At 38.9% G+C, this 16,795-nt stretch carries 16 protein-coding genes and 12 tRNA genes; 2 read left to right on the top strand and 26 right to left on the bottom strand.

Annotation, left to right across the window (positions count from 1 at the left end):
- Position 1 precedes the first annotated feature (1 nt).
- From IGL32_RS01235 to fabF, 3 genes are all read right to left on the bottom strand, one after another.
- Positions 2-970 carry a dihydroorotate oxidase gene (locus IGL32_RS01235; RefSeq protein WP_002386045.1) on the bottom strand — a complete coding sequence of 323 codons (969 nt, stop codon included), beginning with the start codon at positions 968-970 and terminating at the stop codon, positions 2-4.
- A 144-nt stretch (positions 971-1,114) separates the two neighbouring features.
- Positions 1,115-1,549: a 3-hydroxyacyl-ACP dehydratase FabZ gene (fabZ, locus tag IGL32_RS01230; protein WP_002355197.1), complete on the bottom strand. Its 435-nt coding sequence runs from the start codon at positions 1,547-1,549 to the stop codon at positions 1,115-1,117.
- Between the two features lies 1 nt (position 1,550).
- Positions 1,551-2,789 carry a beta-ketoacyl-ACP synthase II gene (fabF, locus tag IGL32_RS01225; protein ID WP_430600071.1) on the bottom strand — a complete coding sequence of 413 codons (1,239 nt, stop codon included), beginning with the start codon at positions 2,787-2,789 and terminating at the stop codon, positions 1,551-1,553.
- 297 nt (positions 2,790-3,086) lie between these two features.
- Here fabF and fabI point away from each other — a divergent pair, with 297 nt between their 5' ends.
- The gene (gene fabI / locus IGL32_RS01220; RefSeq protein WP_002358338.1) at positions 3,087-3,839 is read left to right on the top strand and encodes an enoyl-ACP reductase FabI; all 753 of its coding nucleotides are present in this window, start codon (positions 3,087-3,089) and stop codon (positions 3,837-3,839) included.
- A gap of 98 nt (positions 3,840-3,937) precedes the next feature.
- Here the strand turns inward: fabI and IGL32_RS01215 are convergent, their stop codons facing one another.
- The 5 genes from IGL32_RS01215 to IGL32_RS01195 form a co-directional block, all read right to left on the bottom strand.
- Positions 3,938-4,351, bottom strand: coding sequence for a DUF4809 family protein (locus IGL32_RS01215; RefSeq protein ID WP_002355192.1), 414 nt, complete (start codon positions 4,349-4,351; stop codon positions 3,938-3,940).
- A 29-nt stretch (positions 4,352-4,380) separates the two neighbouring features.
- The gene (locus IGL32_RS01210) at positions 4,381-5,316 is read right to left on the bottom strand and encodes a cation diffusion facilitator family transporter (protein ID WP_002355191.1); all 936 of its coding nucleotides are present in this window, start codon (positions 5,314-5,316) and stop codon (positions 4,381-4,383) included.
- Positions 5,317-5,458: 142 nt separating this feature from the next.
- Positions 5,459-6,133 carry an HD domain-containing protein gene (locus IGL32_RS01205; protein ID WP_002355190.1) on the bottom strand — a complete coding sequence of 225 codons (675 nt, stop codon included), beginning with the start codon at positions 6,131-6,133 and terminating at the stop codon, positions 5,459-5,461.
- Positions 6,134-6,145: 12 nt separating this feature from the next.
- Complete coding sequence (locus IGL32_RS01200; protein WP_002355189.1) at positions 6,146-6,658, bottom strand: DNA-3-methyladenine glycosylase I; 513 nt, start codon at positions 6,656-6,658, stop codon at positions 6,146-6,148.
- Positions 6,659-6,670: 12 nt separating this feature from the next.
- A complete protein-coding gene (locus IGL32_RS01195; RefSeq protein ID WP_002355188.1) occupies positions 6,671-7,162 on the bottom strand; it encodes a methylated-DNA--[protein]-cysteine S-methyltransferase in 492 nt (163 codons plus the stop codon).
- Between the two features lie 111 nt (positions 7,163-7,273).
- Between IGL32_RS01195 and IGL32_RS01190 the strand changes: the two genes are divergently transcribed.
- On the top strand, positions 7,274-7,867 hold the full coding sequence (locus IGL32_RS01190; protein ID WP_002379037.1) for a bifunctional transcriptional activator/DNA repair enzyme AdaA: 594 nt from the start codon (positions 7,274-7,276) through the stop codon (positions 7,865-7,867).
- Between the two features lie 17 nt (positions 7,868-7,884).
- On the opposite strand, the gene IGL32_RS01185 is transcribed toward IGL32_RS01190, so the two are convergent.
- The 18 genes from IGL32_RS01185 to IGL32_RS01100 all read right to left on the bottom strand — a co-directional run bounded on the left by IGL32_RS01185 (position 7,885) and on the right by IGL32_RS01100 (position 16,788).
- A complete protein-coding gene (locus IGL32_RS01185) occupies positions 7,885-8,628 on the bottom strand; it encodes an alpha/beta hydrolase (RefSeq protein ID WP_002379036.1) in 744 nt (247 codons plus the stop codon).
- Between the two features lie 137 nt (positions 8,629-8,765).
- On the bottom strand, positions 8,766-9,584 hold the full coding sequence (locus tag IGL32_RS01180; RefSeq protein WP_002358330.1) for a histidine phosphatase family protein: 819 nt from the start codon (positions 9,582-9,584) through the stop codon (positions 8,766-8,768).
- Between the two features lie 20 nt (positions 9,585-9,604).
- Complete coding sequence (locus tag IGL32_RS01175) at positions 9,605-11,071, bottom strand: glycoside hydrolase family 1 protein (protein ID WP_002366048.1); 1,467 nt, start codon at positions 11,069-11,071, stop codon at positions 9,605-9,607.
- 122 nt (positions 11,072-11,193) lie between these two features.
- Positions 11,194-12,624 (bottom strand): 6-phospho-beta-glucosidase, encoded by a 1,431-nt coding sequence (locus tag IGL32_RS01170; RefSeq protein ID WP_002375743.1) that lies wholly within the window; start codon positions 12,622-12,624, stop codon positions 11,194-11,196.
- Between the two features lie 23 nt (positions 12,625-12,647).
- The gene (locus IGL32_RS01165; protein ID WP_002358327.1) at positions 12,648-14,546 is read right to left on the bottom strand and encodes a beta-glucoside-specific PTS transporter subunit IIABC; all 1,899 of its coding nucleotides are present in this window, start codon (positions 14,544-14,546) and stop codon (positions 12,648-12,650) included.
- Positions 14,547-14,619: 73 nt separating this feature from the next.
- Complete coding sequence (licT, locus tag IGL32_RS01160; RefSeq protein ID WP_002355181.1) at positions 14,620-15,462, bottom strand: BglG family transcription antiterminator LicT; 843 nt, start codon at positions 15,460-15,462, stop codon at positions 14,620-14,622.
- 242 nt (positions 15,463-15,704) lie between these two features.
- A tRNA-Glu gene (locus IGL32_RS01155) sits at positions 15,705-15,776 on the bottom strand.
- Between the two features lie 15 nt (positions 15,777-15,791).
- A tRNA-Ser gene (locus IGL32_RS01150) sits at positions 15,792-15,879 on the bottom strand.
- Between the two features lie 10 nt (positions 15,880-15,889).
- Positions 15,890-15,963, bottom strand: a tRNA-Ile gene (locus IGL32_RS01145).
- Between the two features lie 13 nt (positions 15,964-15,976).
- Positions 15,977-16,047: transfer RNA gene (locus IGL32_RS01140), tRNA-Gly, on the bottom strand.
- 14 nt (positions 16,048-16,061) lie between these two features.
- A tRNA-Phe gene (locus IGL32_RS01135) sits at positions 16,062-16,134 on the bottom strand.
- A gap of 5 nt (positions 16,135-16,139) precedes the next feature.
- Positions 16,140-16,213 (bottom strand) — tRNA-Asp (locus IGL32_RS01130).
- Between the two features lie 48 nt (positions 16,214-16,261).
- A tRNA-Met gene (locus IGL32_RS01125) sits at positions 16,262-16,335 on the bottom strand.
- 33 nt (positions 16,336-16,368) lie between these two features.
- A tRNA-Ser gene (locus tag IGL32_RS01120) sits at positions 16,369-16,458 on the bottom strand.
- A 12-nt stretch (positions 16,459-16,470) separates the two neighbouring features.
- Positions 16,471-16,542 (bottom strand) — tRNA-Glu (locus IGL32_RS01115).
- 14 nt (positions 16,543-16,556) lie between these two features.
- Positions 16,557-16,630: transfer RNA gene (locus IGL32_RS01110), tRNA-Ile, on the bottom strand.
- Between the two features lie 9 nt (positions 16,631-16,639).
- A tRNA-Gly gene (locus IGL32_RS01105) sits at positions 16,640-16,710 on the bottom strand.
- Between the two features lies 1 nt (position 16,711).
- A tRNA-Asp gene (locus IGL32_RS01100) sits at positions 16,712-16,788 on the bottom strand.
- Positions 16,789-16,795 lie beyond the last annotated feature (7 nt).

The following is a 16,795-nucleotide window of genomic DNA, read 5'->3' as shown; positions in this document are numbered from 1 at the left end:
GTTACATCTCTTTCAATTTCCCACGAAATTCTTCAATACTTTCATAACCTTTTGCTGCCATGATTTCTTGTAATTCTTTGGCTAGACGCTCAAAAACTTGTGGACCTTCTTGATGCAATTGTGTGCCGACTTGTACTAATGTCGCACCACATAAAAGATGCTCAAAAACATCTTTTCCACATGTAATACCGCCCGTTCCAATAATTTTAATTTCTGGTTTCAAACGTTGCGCAAACGCACGAACATTGGCTAACGCTGTTGGTTTGACATATTCGCCGCCCAGTCCACCGAAACCTCCTTTTGGTTTAATGACCACTTCTTCCTTGTCACTGTCAATATATAAACCATTACCGATGCTATTAATACTATTCACGTATACTAAAGGGAATTTATTTAAAATTTCAGCCATTGCGTCAAAATGTGCAATATCAAAAAATGGGGGTAATTTTACACCTAATGGTTTAGTAAAAAATTGGAAAACTTCTGTTAAAAGCTTTTCTGTTAATTCAAAATCATAAGCAATTTGCGGTTTACCAGGCAAATTGGGACAAGACAAATTAAATTCTGTCACTCCTGTGTATTCACTTTCTTGCACTTTTTTTAAAATAGCAATATTTTCCTCATAATTCATACCAGATACAGATAAAAAGCGTAACTCCTCAGGAAATTCCTTTTGACGTGCAATCTGATAATCTAAATAATAATCAATCCCTAAATTAGGCAAGCCCATTGAGTTAATACTTCCTAATGGTGTATCAAAATACCGTGGTTCCTCATTGCCCTGACGAGGATTAGGTGTTGCCGTCTTAGCGACAAAAGCACCTGCTTGAGAAGCCGCTAACTCGTCCATTTCCTTAATTGTCATACAATGAATGCCTGATGCGTTCATTAACACATTCGCCAATTTATGTCCCGAAAACTCTACTGAAATATCCAAAAGAAAAACCCTCCTGTAAATTGTTTTACTCATAAGCTTACCACCTTCACGTAAGCTTTTTATGATTATAGCATGTTTTTTTGCGTTAGTGTTATTTATATAAATTTAAAAAGGAATAAGCCATTGTGACTTATTCCTTTTCTTAGGGAAACTAACGTATCCAAAATTGATTGATTCTTATCGTCCCACAATAAACGTCAATTCACATTCGCAGACCTTTTTATCTTCCACGTAAGCAGTCGCTTTGCCGATGCCGACAAAGTCACGTAATTTGACGATTTCAAAATGTAATTTCAAGACATCACCAGGGACCACTTTTTGACGGAATTTGGCCTTGTTGATACCGCCAATATAGGCCGTTTCACCTTCAAATTGATCCATTTTTAAGATTAAAATCGAACCTACTTGTGCCAATGCTTCAATAATCAAAACGCCTGGCATTGTTGGATTTCCAGGGAAATGTCCTTGGAAAAATTCTTCGTTAATTGTCACATTTTTTGTTGCAATAATCTTTTCATTTGGAATAATTTCATCCACATAATCAATATAACAAATCGGATAGCGATTAGGAATCATTTCCATAATTTCTGTTGCAGTCATTACTTTTTTCATACTAGTTTTCCTCCCATTTCTTCAAGCAAATTACACCATTATGGCCACCAAAGCCAAACGAATTACTAATTGTATAGTCCGCTGTAATGTCACGTGCACCTTCTGTGACATAATCTAAATCACAATCTGGATCAGCAACTTGGTAGCCTACTGTCGGATGAGCTTTTCCTTCTTGCAATGTTTGTACACAAGCAATCGCTTCGATACCGCCAGCCGCGCCCAATAAATGTCCAGTCATACTCTTTGTACTTGAAATTGGAATTTGCGATGCTCGCTCACCAAAGACACGTTTGATGGCCGTTGTTTCCGCAGCGTCATTCGCTGGGGTTGACGTACCATGAGCATTGATATACCCAATTTGTTCCGGCGTAATCCCTGCTTCTGCAATCGCCATTTCCATCGCAGCCGCCGCGCCACTACCGTCTTTTAAAGGAGCGGTCATGTGGCTAGCATCACAGTTGCTGCCATATCCAACAATTTCGCCGTAGATAGTTGCGCCACGTTTCTGTGCATGCTCGAGTTCTTCTAAAACCAGCATTCCTGCGCCTTCACCCATCACAAAACCTTTTCGTTCTTTATCAAAAGGAATCGAAGCCCGAGTCGCATCTTCTGTTGTATTTAAAGCATTCAATGCTGCAAAGCCTGCAATCCCAATTTCACATACTGTGGCTTCTGTCCCCCCAGTTACCATCATGTCCGCTAAACCATATTTAATCGTGCGAAAAGCTTCACCAATCGCATTCGTCGCAGAAGCACAAGCAGTCACGATAGTTTGAGAAGGTCCTTTTGCACCTAAACGAATCGAAATATTTCCCGCTGCCATATTAGCAATTACCATGGGCACGAAAAATGGTGTTACGCGTTTTGCGCCTTTTTTATCCATTACCCGTACTTGGTCTTGTAAGGTAGTCATCCCGCCAATCCCACTACCGACAATCACACCTAAACGAGTCGGGTCAATCGTTGCTTCTGTTAAACCACTCATTTCCCACGCTTCTAAAGCAGCGACCAAGCCATATTGAGAAAATAAGTCCATTCTTTTTTGCTCTTTGCGTTCTAAAACAGCACTTGGGTCAAACTCTTTCACTTCACCAGCCAAAGCCACCCCACTATCTTCAGAATCAAATTTAGTAATTTTGCCAATTCCTAGCTTGCCATCCACTAGATTATGCCAAAATTCTTTTACGGTATTGCCTAATGGTGTTACGGCACCCATGCCGGTTATGACCACTCTTTTCATACTGTACCTCCGAGTTTATTTTGATTATCAAACTATTATTTCATGCGGTTTCCAGCACTTTTTCTCAAAAAATAAGAAAAATAGTTTGACTTTCAAAGTATTTTGGTTAATAATTCAGACATCAGGAAAAATGTCTGTTTTTTTCAAGATTAGAAAATTGAGAAGATTTTGTTATCATTCTCACACAGATAATACCAGTTGAAATTTTATTCGTCAACTCAATAAATGTAACTTTTACATTTTGATGAAGAAAAGCCTATTCTATCAACAAAAATTTTTTATTAAAGGAGATTTTATATGTTTTTACAAAATAAGAATGTCGTCGTAATGGGTGTTGCCAACAAAAAAAGTATTGCTTGGGGCTGTGCAAAAGCATTAAAAGATCAAGGGGCCAATGTTATTTATACGTATCAAAACGAACGCATGAAAAAGCAAGTGGTTAAATTAGCAGATGAAAATGATTTGTTGGTGGAGTGCGATGTTGCTTCTGATGCGTCCATTCAAGCAGCCTTTGAAACAATTAAAAATGAAGTGGGCACGATCGATGGACTAGTCCATGCGATTGCTTTTGCCAAAAAAGAAGAATTGTCTGGAAACGTTAGTGACATCACTCGTGATGGTTTCCTATTAGCACAAGATATTAGTAGCTACTCTCTTTTAGCAGTCACTCATTATGCGAAACCTTTGTTAAATCCTGGTTCAGGAATTGTCACATTGACGTATTTAGGTTCCGAACGTGCGATTCCTAACTACAATATGATGGGGATTGCTAAAGCTTCTTTAGAAACTGCCGTGAAATATTTAGCTTTTGAATTAGCTGCAGATAAAATTCGTGTCAACGGAATCTCCGCAGGAGCGATTAAAACATTGGCTGTGACTGGTGTAAAAGACTACGATCAATTGATTAGTATTTCTAATGAGCGGACACCAGATAAAACAGGTGTAACCATTGAAGAAGTCGGAAACACTTGTGCCTTTTTAGTCAGTGAACTAGCTAGTGGTGTGGTCGGTGACATCATTTATGTCGATAAAGGCGTTCACTTAACTTAATCATTTTTTGTCTTTATTTTCTATTTATACATTAAAAAACAGAGATTGGACAATCTCTTTCACTCATTGATTGTCCAATTTCTGTTCTATTTTTTACTTTATTCTATAATAAAATTGACAGTTTCAATTCCAAAAACAGTTGTTAGAATTTGATTGACTTGTTCAAAAAGTTCTGGTAAATCTTCCAGTTTATTTTTAGATTGGATTTTTTCAGAACCGTTATCGTAGCTTAAATGATTGTACGCTTCTTTAAAGGTTACTGCTGTGTCTTCTTTTCGATAAAGGATATATTCGTCATCTAGCATATCCATTTGTAGCTCCTGTTTAAATCCATTTCTGGCAACAACAGCAGAAACTAGATGAGCAACTGTCAAGCCATCTAACGGAATGTCCACTCCATTCATTGCTAATGTGTAGACGGTATCTTCCACTAAACCACAGGCGTTGCAACCACCACTGGTTAAATCTACTGTACTTGTTATAATTGCCTCTTGCATCGTTTCTTCCCCCATATTGTTTTTTAAAGTTATTCTTTCATTTGTTATTTACGAACGTAATTCACATCATAATCGTCAACTTCAATATAGATATAGATTTTTTTATCAGGCATTTTACTGCGAATGTCTCGTTCAATCGCATTCACAACATCAGGTGCATCTTCTTCCATTGGTTCTACCACATCAATTTTTGCCGCTACTAAAATTTCAGTTGGACCTAAATGAACGGTCTTTACATCAATTAGTTTTTCAACATCCGCCCGATCAAATGCAGTTTTAATTTTTGCTAAATCTGTAGCGGTCACACTTTCTCCTATAATCAAACTATAAAATTCTTTCGCTAAGAAAATGGCTGCACACATTAATAGTAAACCAATCAGTAAACCACTGATAGCATCAAATGCAGCAATCCCAGTTACCATTGTTAAAAGGGTTCCCACCAAAGCTAAACACAAACCAATAACCGCACAAAAGTCTTCCGTAAAAATAATTAAAATTTCACTGTGACGACTTTCTCGCAAAAATTTTAAGAGCGATAACTTCTCTGTATTCAATTCTTTGATTTCTTTCATCGCTACACGCAACGAGCTACCTTCCACAAGCAAACCAAAAATTAAAATACCAATGACAATAGCCACATTTTCTACTTCATGAGAGGGATGCAGTAACTTCTGAATAGCCTCCATTACGCCTAACGCGCCCCCACCAAAAAAGAGCATCGTTGCAACAATTGTACTAAAAAAGTATTTTGCACGGCCTTCTCCAAATTGATGTAACGCACTTTGTCCACGAGAAGCGCGCTTATTCCCAAAAAGTAATAACACCTGATTACTACAGTCCACGACACTGTGGATACTTTCATTCATCATAGCGGTACTACCACTTAAAGCAAAACCAACAAATTTACTAATCGCTACTAAAATATTCGCAATCAGTGCGGCAATAACTGCAAACATGCCACTCGATTTTTTTGTCTCCATAATTACCTCCTATATGTAACGTAAAACTAAGATAAACTACCCGTTTATTCATCCATCATTTTACCACTTCTGAGGTATTTGTAAAAAAGAGTTCTCTTAAAATTCAAAAAGAAATGTACTGACTGTTTTAGTTGGCCCTCATTTATCGGTGTCCATCCCACTCTTGATAAAATTCCTCCAGATAAAGTTCCATAAATTGATGACGCTTTTCCGCCAATAAGCGACCATAATTTGTATTCATTTGTTCCTTTAACTTTAAAAGTTTCTCATAAAAATGCATAATAGCAGTATCTTCCCCATTCCGGTATTCTTCTTGGGTTAACTGTTCACGAGGTTGTTTGTGAGGATCGTGAATTAAACGGCCTTTATTTCCCGAATAAGCCATCACCCGTGCAATTCCAATCGCACCGATGGCATCTAATCGATCCGCATCCTGGACCACTTTTCCTTCTAATGTAGTGACTGTTTTCCCAGTATTTCCTCCTTTAAAGGACATATTAGCAATAATGGAAAGGATGTGATTCGTTTGCTCTGTTGATACGTTATTTGCTTCCAACCATTGTTGCACCTTTAGCAAGCCAGCCTCTTCACTTTCGTTAAATTTTTCATCGCCAATATCATGTAACAATGCTGTTAATATACATAAAAATAAATTTGCTTGTTCTTTCTCTGCAATTGTTTTTGCTAATTGTGTCACCCGATAAATATGCCACCAGTCATGGCCACTTGCTTCGTTGGCTAATTCTTGTTGAACATAACGCTCTGCTGCTTGAATAATTGTTTGTTCTTCAAAACTAAGAGATTCATTTTCAAACATCCTAACACTCCTTTATTCTGGATTTAAAATTTCCACCTGGATAATCCCGCTAGCTTTCAGAAACATATTGGTGACAATCGGACCTACAAAAGAAAATCCTCTTTTTTTTAAGTCTTTTGCTACGTTATCTGACAAAAGCTGTGTGCGCGGGACTTGGTATGCTTCTTCATAAATAGATAAAACGGGGACGTTTTTTACAAATTGCCATAGATAATTGGCAAAACTGCCAAATTCTTCTTGTACTTTTAAAATTGCTTGCGCATTTTTAATGGTTGCTTCAATTTTGCGCCGATTGCGAATCATATCTGGATCAGCTACTATTCGATCGACTTCGTCAGGCAACAGCGCGGCAACTTTTTCCGGCTTCATTTGGCAAAAATTTTTCATGAATGCTACTTTTTTCCCTGCGGCTGCTTTCCAACTTAAACCAACTTGAAAAACACCCACCGTCAACAATAAAAACAGCAAATCATCCTCTCTTGTAGGTTTTCCCCATTGTTCTGTATACCATTGATAGTTGTTCATCGCCGCCTCCTTTTAAGACTGTTCAAATGTTAATAATGCTTGTTTCATTGCTAAACCACCACGGTAACCGGTTAATTGTCCCTTGCTGCCGATGACTCGATGGCAAGGAATGACCATTAATAAAGGATTTTTCCCAATCGCTGTGCCAACTGCTCGAACCGCACGTGGACGCCCAATTTTTTCTGAAATTTCTTGATAGGTCATTGTCTCACCATAAGGGATTTCTTGCAACGCCTGCCAAACTTCTTTTTGAAAGGGCGTTCCTTCTATGTCTATGGGGCAAGCAAACGTTGTCGAATGTTGGTTAAGATAACTTATTAATGCTTCTTTATAAGGCGCAGTTTTCTTTTCAGAAGCTTCTAATTGTGCTTGAGGGTACCAGTTTTTCAGCTCTTCTATCGATTGATTGGCTGAACCTACAAAAGCTAGTCCAGCGTCTGTCACACCAAGATAATAGTGATCGTTCTGCCATTCTTGTTGCGCATAATAAATTTTTTTTGCCATATTTCTACACTTCTTTCTCGTGTTTTTCTTATCTTCATTATAATTCTTTTGGCTTTCAAAATCTTGCGCTCCTATCACTTTTTACTTGTTTTTATTAGGGATTCTTTTACAATGAAGAAAACGGGAGGTGTGCTTACAATGAAAACAACGTATCGACTTACTCAGAAACGTTGGGAAGCCATTCAAAATAATAATACGCAATTTGATGGTGATTTTTTTTATGGTGTGACCACAACTAAAATTTTTTGTCGTCCTTCGTGCCCTTCCCGTGTGCCCAACAAGAACCACGTTCTGATCTTCAAAACGGCTCAGGAAGCTTTAACACTTGGTTTTCGTCCATGTAAAAGATGTCAACCAACCGGGCAAGTCGTTCCTAACGAGGAATGGGTTGCTCAAATTAAGCAATTTATTGATCGGCATTCAGCGGAACCATTAAGTTTAGACTATTTAGCGCAAGCCTGCCACGGTAGTCCCTTTCATTTGCAGCGAACCTTTAAGGAACAGACAAAACAAACCCCATTAGCTTATTTAACAAGTATCCGAATTAGGCAAGCCCAAGAATTGCTTCTCCATTCACCCCTTACGATTCAACAAATCGCGAAAAAAGTTGGCTTCCAAACCGCAGCATATTTTGCCACCACTTTTAAAAAAGAAACAGGCGTAACCCCCTCTGTTTATCGCAGTAAAAATGAGCCGAAAAAATAACATTTCGGCTCATCGGATTATTTATTGGGGCGTGATTGTAGCCATGCTACAATCAATTGACTGATTTCTGTTTGCTGTTGCTCATTAGAAATTGTCGCTTTGTTGTCTCCTTTTTGGACACCGTAATTACCAAACCCTGCATGATTCCCACCTTCGATAGATACATACTGCGTATCTTTTGGCAAAAACTGTTTGGCTTTTTGATAGCTAGTCCAATTTAAAACACCATCGTTTGTGGCTGTTATTGACAGAACCGGCAGATTTTGCTTGTTTAGTGCACCTTTTTCGTCAGGATAGCTGGCTAAATAAATCATGCCTTTGATTCGTTGCTCATTTTCCGCTACAAAACGGCTAGCCATCACACCACCCAGAGAATGTCCAGCCAAAACGAAGTTTTGTTGTGGATGATCCTTTATAATTTGTTCTGCAGCATTTGGTGCAAGAACCGCTAAATTCAAAGGAAAATGAACAACATAGACATCATAACCTTTCGTAGCAACTTCTTGCGCCCATTCACTATAACTAGCGGGCGCAACCAATGCACCTGGATAAAAAATCAGTGCTGTATCATTTTTTTGCCCGTTTGTATAATAATCATAGTTTTTTTCTTGCGTGGCACTTTGACTTATTTTTAAGGCTGAATCGGTTGCTTGATACGTACTATTTTTAATAAAAATAGTCAGACCGATGACTAATACCGCTAAAAAAAGCCCGATTCCTAGGACAATTTTTTTCCAGCGTGATTTTGTTCTATTTTTCATCTCATTTCCTCCCAATGAAAAAATTCTTCTTTCTGATTCTACCTTTAATAAAAAAAGAACACAACAATAGGAGTTGGTGAAGCAACCCTTCTGTTGCTCCACCAACTCCTAACTAGACCGTTTCTCGATGCCTTAGATTATTTTGATTCTTTTTCGCCTGCTTCTAAGTAGCTGACATCATTGACTTTATCCAAAGTATACTCGCCATTTTTGTAATGAATCGTTGTAACACTAGCATTCTTCAAACCGCCTTCTGGGACTTTAAAATCATCAAATAAAGTTGCTAACAACGCTGAAATACTCAAGCCATGAGAGACCACTAAAACATTGCCATTCCCGGGATTGGCTGATTCTGTAGCAACAATTTTATCTAAGCCTTTTTTCAAACGTTTAGTAATTGTAGCATAGTCTTCTGCAGGCCAGTTATTCTTGCTTTCCTCGCGCTGTTGATCCAGTTTAGCTACGCTGTTGGCAAAGGATTCAGGAGTCATGTTTTTCATAAATTCTTCTAAGGAAACACCTTGATCATCAGCAATATCCTGCCACATTGTCTTGTTTAAATCCCCTTCATAGCTACCAAAATTAAATTCACGTAAATCTGGGTCACGCACGACTTCAAGGTCTTTGCCTGCTTTATTTTGATCTAAAATAAGTTGAGCAGTTTGCAAGGCGCGGCCACTATCACTACTATATGCATTTTGAAAGGCAACATCTTTCAGGCCAATCCCAGTTGCTGTCACAACTTTTTCACCTTCTGGTGTTAAGACCGCATCTGACCATCCTTGTACGCGGTCCGTCGTATTTAACATGGTTTTTCCATGGCGCACAATGTAAAGAGTTAGTTCTTCAGGTTTTGTCTCTTTTTCTTTTGTCGTTGCTTGCTGATTTTTACCACAACCAACCATTACTAAAATGGCCAGAAAAAGCATCCCCACAATCGTCAATCGTTTTTTCATTTTTTATTTCCCCTCATTTTCTACTCAGTTGTTAAGTTTTCACCATTACTAGCGATAACTTGTTTGTACCAATTAAATGATTTTTTCTTAGTTCGTTTCAAGGTTCCCTGACCTTGGTCATCCATGTCTACATAGATAAAGCCGTAACGTTTTTTCATTTCGCCAGTCCCTGCTGAAACTAAGTCAATACAACCCCATGGCGTATAACCAATTAAGTTAACCCCGTCTTCTTCTACTGCGGTTCTCATGGCTTCAATATGTTGTTTAAAATAATCAATGCGGTAATCGTCGACAATCGAGCCATCCTCTTGCAATGTATCCACCGCACCAAACCCGTTTTCAACCACAAACAATGGCATATTGTAACGATCTGACAACTGACACAATGAAATTCTTAACCCTAAAGGATCGACAGCCCAGCCCCATTCAGATTCTTGCAAATAAGGATTTTTAACCGCAGGCATTTGGTTGCCTCCGACATATTTTACTTCTTCGGGATAAGCAGTCGAAACGGTCGACATATAATAACTAAACCCGATATAATCAACTGTTCCTTTTTGAATAATCGCTAAATCCTCTGACTCCATTTGAATTGTCATTCCTTCACGCTCAAATTCTTTGAGCTTATGCGCTGGATAATAGCCCTTAGCCTGGACATCCATATAAAATTCTTGCTCTCGGTTAAATTGAACAGCTGCCATCACGTCCTCAGGTTTGCAGGACAAAGGATAACTTGGAATATAAGCCACCATCATACCAATTTGGAAATCTGGATTGATGGAATGTCCTAATTCAACTGCTTTCGCACTTGCTACAAATAGATGATGCGCTGCTTGATATTTACTTTGTTTATCATTATTGTGAATCCCAATTTGCGTCCAACTTCTTAAAAAATTAATTTCATTAAAAGTCATCCAATACTTCACTTTATCCTGATAACGCGTAAAAATGGTTTCGCAAAAGAAAACAAAGAAATCAATCACTTCACGATTTTTCCAACCATCATATTCATCGGCCAAATACATCGGAATATCAAAATGGTTAATCGTCACAACGGGCTCAATTCCATGGCGCAGCAAAGCATCAAAAACTTTATCATAAAAGGCTAAGCCTTCTTCATTAATCTCTTTTGTTCCATTTGGGCAAATCCGGCTCCAGGCGATAGACAGCCGAAAACATTTGAAACCCATTTCTGCAAATAAGGCGATATCTTCTTCGTAATGATGGTAAAAGTCCGTCGCTACATGACTAGGGTAGTATAATTCTTCATCGATATAGCCAATCGCTCCTTCGGGTAATGCTTGATCGCGCGTACACGAAGCTTTTTGGCCTTCTTTAGTTAAATACGTAATCCGTCGCGGTTCTGTTTGACTACCACCAGTAATTGCATCTAATGTACTCAGACCTTTGCCTCCTGAAAGGTAGCCACCTTCATATTGGTTAGCAGCTGTTGCGCCGCCCCATAAAAAATTTTCTGGAAATCCCATAAAATCCCTCTTTCCCTCTGTTTTTAGGCATCACAAAGAAACCATCAAGGGAATTGACGCTGGCAGAAGAGTCCTTGTTTTTTCTACCAACGTCAAACGCCCTTTAATAGTTGCTAATTTTATTAATTACTTAAATCTTCACCATTTGTTGCGATTACTTTTTTGTACCAATCAAACGATTTCTTCTTGCTTCGTTTTAACGTACCATTTCCTTCGTTATCGCGATCCACATAGATAAAGCCATAGCGTTTTTTCATTTCACCTGTTCCAGCTGATACTAAATCAATACAGCCCCAAGTCGTATAGCCTAACAAGTCGACACCATCTTGTTCAACAGCATCTTTCATCGCTTGAATATGCGCCGCCAAATAATCGATACGATAATCATCGACTACATCACCATTTTCGTCTGGTGTGTCTACCGCTCCTAAGCCATTTTCAACAATGAATAGTGGTTTTTGATAACGATCATATAAGTCATTCATCGTAATTCTCAAACCAAGCGGATCAATTTGCCAACCCCATTCACTGGCTTTTAAATAAGGATTTTTCACAGAGGCAAAGATGTTACCAGCTGTTTGTTCATTAATTTCTGGATCTGTTGATGTGACCCGAGAAGAATAATAAGAGAACGAAATGAAGTCCACCGTATGTTCTTTTAAAAGTTCTTCGTCGCCTTCTTCCATTTCAATTTGAATACCTTTACGGGCCATTTCTTTTAAAGCATACGCAGGGTATTCCCCACGTGATTGGACATCAATAAAGAAATAATTTTCACGATCTGCTTGTCGAGCAGCGAAAACATCTTCTGGTTTACAAGTATAAGCGTAGTTGGAACCAGCCGCTAACATACAACCTACTTGGTTTTCAGGATCTACCTCATGAGCAATTTTTGTCGCAATTGCACTTGCTAGTAGTTCATGATGGGCCGCTTGGTATTTCACTTGTTCTTTGTTTTCGCCTTCTTCAAAGTATAGACCTGCTCCCATAAATGGTGCATGTAAAATCATATTAATTTCGTTAAATGTTAACCAATATTTGACTAATCCTTTATATCGGTTGAAAATTACACGGCAAAGATTTTCATAGAAACCTACTAACTTACGACTACGCCAAGCGCCATATTCTTCCACTAAGTGCATTGGGCAGTCAAAGTGTGTAATCGTTACTAGTGGCTCAATCCCATATTTATGACATTCTTTGAATAAGTCTTCATAGAACTTCAAGCCTTCTTCATTCGGCTCTGTTTCATCTCCCATTGGAAAAATTCGACTCCAAGCAATGGATAAACGGTATGTTTTAAAACCCATTTCACCAAACAAGGCGATATCTTCTTTATAGCGATGATACATATCAATCGCCTCTTGTGCAGGATAGAAATGTTCCTCATCAAAGTTAAACATTTTCTTTTCACCAGTGATTACTGGAAAACGATCTGGACCAGTTGGCGCTAAATCGACGTTTGCCAAACCACGTCCGCCTTCGTTATAGCCACCTTCACATTGATTGGCTGCTGTTGCGCCACCCCATAAAAAGTCTTTTCTAAATGCCATAAATTCTCTTCCTCCACATCTTTTTATATTAAAGCGGTCAGCAAATCATCACTTGTTGAAACTTCATTACTGCCGACTTCCAAAATATCTAAATAATCCGCTGTATTCGTCACAACGATTGGAATTTGTGTACTAAACCCAGCTTTTTTAATTCCTTCTAAATCAAAGGTTACTAATGTTTGACCTTTTTTCACGCGGTCACCTTGTTTTACAAAAGCTTCAAAGCCTTCGCCTTCTAATTGAACTGTATCAATCCCAATATGAATCAATAATTCTGTGCCGTTATCTGAAATCAAACCTAATGCATGTTTTGTTGGGAATAGTGTGACAATCGTTCCATCAAAGGGTGCAACCACTTTACCTTCCGTTGGTTCAATCACGACCCCATTTCCTAATGCTCCATTTGCAAAAGCAGGATCCTCTGCATTTTTTAAAGATAACACTCGTCCTTTGACTGGACTTGTAATATTTTCTTTTTTAATCGTTGTTTTATCAATAATCACTTCTTCTTCCTCAACTGTATTGTCTTTCCAGAAGAAGAATGTTAGACCAAAACCAACGACCGCTGCAATGGCAATTGCAATAAAGGACTGGATCATCCCACTTGCATCATCACCATTGATAAAGTTTAGCACACCAAAAATTCCTAAACCACCCATTGTATAAGCTGTCACATTGTTGATCATCAAATATAAACCACCGACAGCGCCACCAATCATTGAATAAATAAATGGCCATTTTTTTGGTAAAGTGATTCCATAAATTGCTGGCTCTGTTACACCAAAAATACCAGAGATAATTGCTGGCGGACACAAAGCTTTTAACTTTTTATCTTTCAATTTGAAGAACATCGCTAAAACAACCGCTGTTTGCGCAAAACTAGCTGCAAATGATCCCGTTAATACTTGGCTTGAACCTTCTTGTGTCACTTGCATAATAGCTAATGGCACAACGCTCCAATGTAAACCAAAAATAACTAAGACTTGCCAGAAGAAACCAAGAATCAAACCATACAAAGCTGGTGAGAAACTCATTAATGCTGTAAAGCCAGCGCTTAATAAATCTGTTAGCATGCTAACGATTGGCCCAATTACTAAGAAACCAATTGGTAAGGCAATCAACAAGACGAAAAACGGTACTAAGAACGTTTGAACAACTTCTGGAATAATACGTTTAAACACTTTTTGAACTTGTGCCGCAAAAGCAATAATGAAGATGATTGGTACGACACTACTTGTATAGTTCGCACCGACCCAAGGAATCCCCATAAATGTATTATAGGCAGGTAAACCGAATAAATTATACGGTGCTGCGGCTCCGGCACCCGCTGTTGTTTCAAAGGCCGTTTGTAATGCACTTCCTTGAATCGTTGGGTAACATAAAGCTGCGCCAATCACGATCCCTACCATTGGATGCAACCGGAATTTTTTAGCTGCTGTATAACCTAAAATAACTGGCATAAAGTAGAAAATTGCATCGCCAATCCCATTTAACATGGTATAAGTCCCTGACGTAGCCGTATAGAGCTTTAAGAAAACCAATAAGGCATTTAACCCTTTGACCATCCCAGCCGCTGCTAACGCCCCTAAAAAGGGTTGGAAACAACCACTTAAAATATCTATTAAGCGATCAAATAAATTCCCACTGGAAGCTTCTTCTTCACGTTCTCCTGACAAGCCTGCAATACTAACTACTTCTTCGTAAACGGCTGGAACATGGTTCCCAATAACGACTTGGTATTGTCCACCGCTTTTCATAACAGTTACCACACCGTCCATATTTTTTAAGACATCATCATTCGCTTGACTCTCATCTTTTAATTTGAAGCGAAGACGTGTGATACAATGTGTCAAACTATTAATATTCTCTTGCCCACCGACATTTTTTACAATTTTTTCTGCTAGTTCATGATATTTTCCCATCTTTTTTTCCTCCAAAAATTTATTTTCATTTGAAGGTTTAGCCAACTGAATGTCACTATCCAAAGTGGTGCGTTTATTGTTCCGTTGTTTGTACAATTCGTGCAATGTGAATCGTTAGGTACAAGCGTTCTTCATTTGAAACTTGATAGTCATAGTTCTCATTTAAATACAAGCTGATCTTTTCCACGCAACGATAGGCGTTGAGATATTTCTTTTTGATTACCGCATACAGTTCTTCATCATCATTTTCGACAACTTCACGTTGGTGTAATAAGCGATAACAGAAAAATTTTAAATGTGTGCTAAATCGATAAAAGTAGACAGAGTCTTCATCAAAACTTACCTTAAAATAGTATTTGACGATATTTGTAATCTCTTGCATCAACTTTGTCAATTCGTAAATATTACCGACTTCTTCCTCCATCTCCGCATTTACCAAGTGCAATGCGATAAAACCTGCCTCATCCGTTGACAATTCCATTCCTACGCGCTTTTGTACCATTTTTAAAGCATTTACTCCTACTTCGTACTCTTCAGGAAAAAAACGTTTAATATCCCATAATAATAAATTCTTAATTGCAATTCCTTGTTTTTTTCTTTCTAAAGCTGTGTACAAATGATCCGTCAGAGAAATATAAATGGTATCATTCAAACTCTTTTTCAACGTTGATTTTGCATAAACAATAATGTCATCCGAGAGTTTCATCATCTCTAAAGGAATATTTCCTAACAATTCTTGAAACTTAAGTGATGTTTCTTGATTGGCTAAATAAAAAACTTGATCGATACTTTCATCAGGAACCCAATCCCCAATGCGTTTCTTAAAAGCAATTCCTTTGCCCATAACAATTTGCTCTCGTTTATCATCATCTAATGTAATAACCACATTATTGTTTAAAATTTTGTGAATAATCAATGCCCCACCTCCTTTGTGTTTCGTTGAAAAAAGAAAAACCCAATTTCTTCAAAAAGAACGACACACCTGTCGCTTCATGAAAAAATTAGGTTTAGCTTGTCTTTAAACAATCACTATCCATCTATTTACTTATCCCTACATCCAAAGAATAACATATTTACAACAAATGTCAACGCTTTCAACGACATTTTTTTGTAATAAAAATAAAAAAAGCATACAAACATTGTTTGTATGCTTCACTATGACCCGTACGGGACTCGAACCCGTGTTACCGCCGTGAAAGGGCGGTGTCTTAACCGCTTGACCAACGGGCCATTAAAAAGAAAAAACGGAGAAGGAGGGATTTGAACCCTCGCGCCGGTTTCCCGACCTACACCCTTAGCAGGGGCGCCTCTTCAGCCACTTGAGTACTTCCCCAAGAAATAAATGGGCCTAAATGGACTCGAACCATCGACCTCACGCTTATCAGGCGTGCGCTCTAACCAGCTGAGCTATAGGCCCCAAATAAGAAAAAAGCGGGTGACGAGAATCGAACTCGCGACAACAGCTTGGAAGGCTGTGGTTTTACCACTAAACTACACCCGCAAATTTTTCTTGGATGGCGCGGGACAGAATCGAACTGCCGACACATGGAGCTTCAATCCATTGCTCTACCAACTGAGCTACCGAGCCAAAAACGGTCTGGACGGGACTCGAACCCGCGACCTCCTGCGTGACAGGCAGGCATTCTAACCAGCTGAACTACCAAACCAATTCGTTTTTGCTTTATGCAAATGTATGCTTTAAAAAATAAAAGCAATTGCGGGGGCAGGATTTGAACCTACGACCTTCGGGTTATGAGCCCGACGAGCTACCTGACTGCTCCACCCCGCGATAATTAGACCAAGGAAACTTAATTCCTAAGAAAGGAGGATAAGGGATTCGAACCCTTGCACGGTTTTACCCGCCTGACGGTTTTCAAGACCGTTCCCTTCAGCCGGACTTGGGTAATCCTCCGTAACAAAACTATGACCCGTACGGGACTCGAACCCGTGTTACCGCCGTGAAAGGGCGGTGTCTTAACCGCTTGACCAACGGGCCATTTTATAAAATTATGGGCCTAAATGGACTCGAACCATCGACCTCACGCTTATCAGGCGTGCGCTCTAACCAGCTGAGCTATAGGCCCAAAAAGAAAAGCGGGTGACGAGAATCGAACTCGCGACAACAGCTTGGAAGGCTGTGGTTTTACCACTAAACTACACCCGCATGGCGGTCTGGACGGGACTCGAACCCGCGACCTCCTGCGTGACAGGCAGGCATTCTAACCAGCTGAACTACCAAACCATACTTT

This window comes from Enterococcus sp. AZ035, from assembly GCF_050548325.1.
Classification (GTDB): Bacteria; Bacillota; Bacilli; order Lactobacillales; family Enterococcaceae; genus Enterococcus; species Enterococcus faecalis.
The sequence above is the reverse complement of the archived record's forward strand: the minus strand, read 5'-3'. Positions and strand labels throughout refer to the sequence as shown.

Excerpts from the sequence above, each read along its gene's own strand:
- IGL32_RS01235 (WP_002386045.1), bottom strand. The coding sequence starts at position 970 with ATGAGTAAAACAATTTACAGGAGGGTTTTTCTTTTGGATATTTCAGTA.
- fabZ (WP_002355197.1), bottom strand. The coding sequence starts at position 1,549 with ATGAAAAAAGTAATGACTGCAACAGAAATTATGGAAATGATTCCTAAT.
- fabF (WP_430600071.1), bottom strand. The coding sequence starts at position 2,789 with ATGAAAAGAGTGGTCATAACCGGCATGGGTGCCGTAACACCATTAGGC.
- fabI (WP_002358338.1), top strand. The coding sequence starts at position 3,087 with ATGTTTTTACAAAATAAGAATGTCGTCGTAATGGGTGTTGCCAACAAA.
- IGL32_RS01215 (WP_002355192.1), bottom strand. The coding sequence starts at position 4,351 with ATGGGGGAAGAAACGATGCAAGAGGCAATTATAACAAGTACAGTAGAT.
- IGL32_RS01210 (WP_002355191.1), bottom strand. The coding sequence starts at position 5,316 with ATGGAGACAAAAAAATCGAGTGGCATGTTTGCAGTTATTGCCGCACTG.
- IGL32_RS01205 (WP_002355190.1), bottom strand. The coding sequence starts at position 6,133 with ATGTTTGAAAATGAATCTCTTAGTTTTGAAGAACAAACAATTATTCAA.
- IGL32_RS01200 (WP_002355189.1), bottom strand. The coding sequence starts at position 6,658 with ATGAACAACTATCAATGGTATACAGAACAATGGGGAAAACCTACAAGA.
- IGL32_RS01195 (WP_002355188.1), bottom strand. The coding sequence starts at position 7,162 with ATGGCAAAAAAAATTTATTATGCGCAACAAGAATGGCAGAACGATCAC.
- IGL32_RS01190 (WP_002379037.1), top strand. The coding sequence starts at position 7,274 with ATGAAGAAAACGGGAGGTGTGCTTACAATGAAAACAACGTATCGACTT.
- IGL32_RS01185 (WP_002379036.1), bottom strand. The coding sequence starts at position 8,628 with ATGAAAAATAGAACAAAATCACGCTGGAAAAAAATTGTCCTAGGAATC.
- IGL32_RS01180 (WP_002358330.1), bottom strand. The coding sequence starts at position 9,584 with ATGAAAAAACGATTGACGATTGTGGGGATGCTTTTTCTGGCCATTTTA.
- IGL32_RS01175 (WP_002366048.1), bottom strand. The coding sequence starts at position 11,071 with ATGGGATTTCCAGAAAATTTTTTATGGGGCGGCGCAACAGCTGCTAAC.
- IGL32_RS01170 (WP_002375743.1), bottom strand. The coding sequence starts at position 12,624 with ATGGCATTTAGAAAAGACTTTTTATGGGGTGGCGCAACAGCAGCCAAT.
- IGL32_RS01165 (WP_002358327.1), bottom strand. The coding sequence starts at position 14,546 with ATGGGAAAATATCATGAACTAGCAGAAAAAATTGTAAAAAATGTCGGT.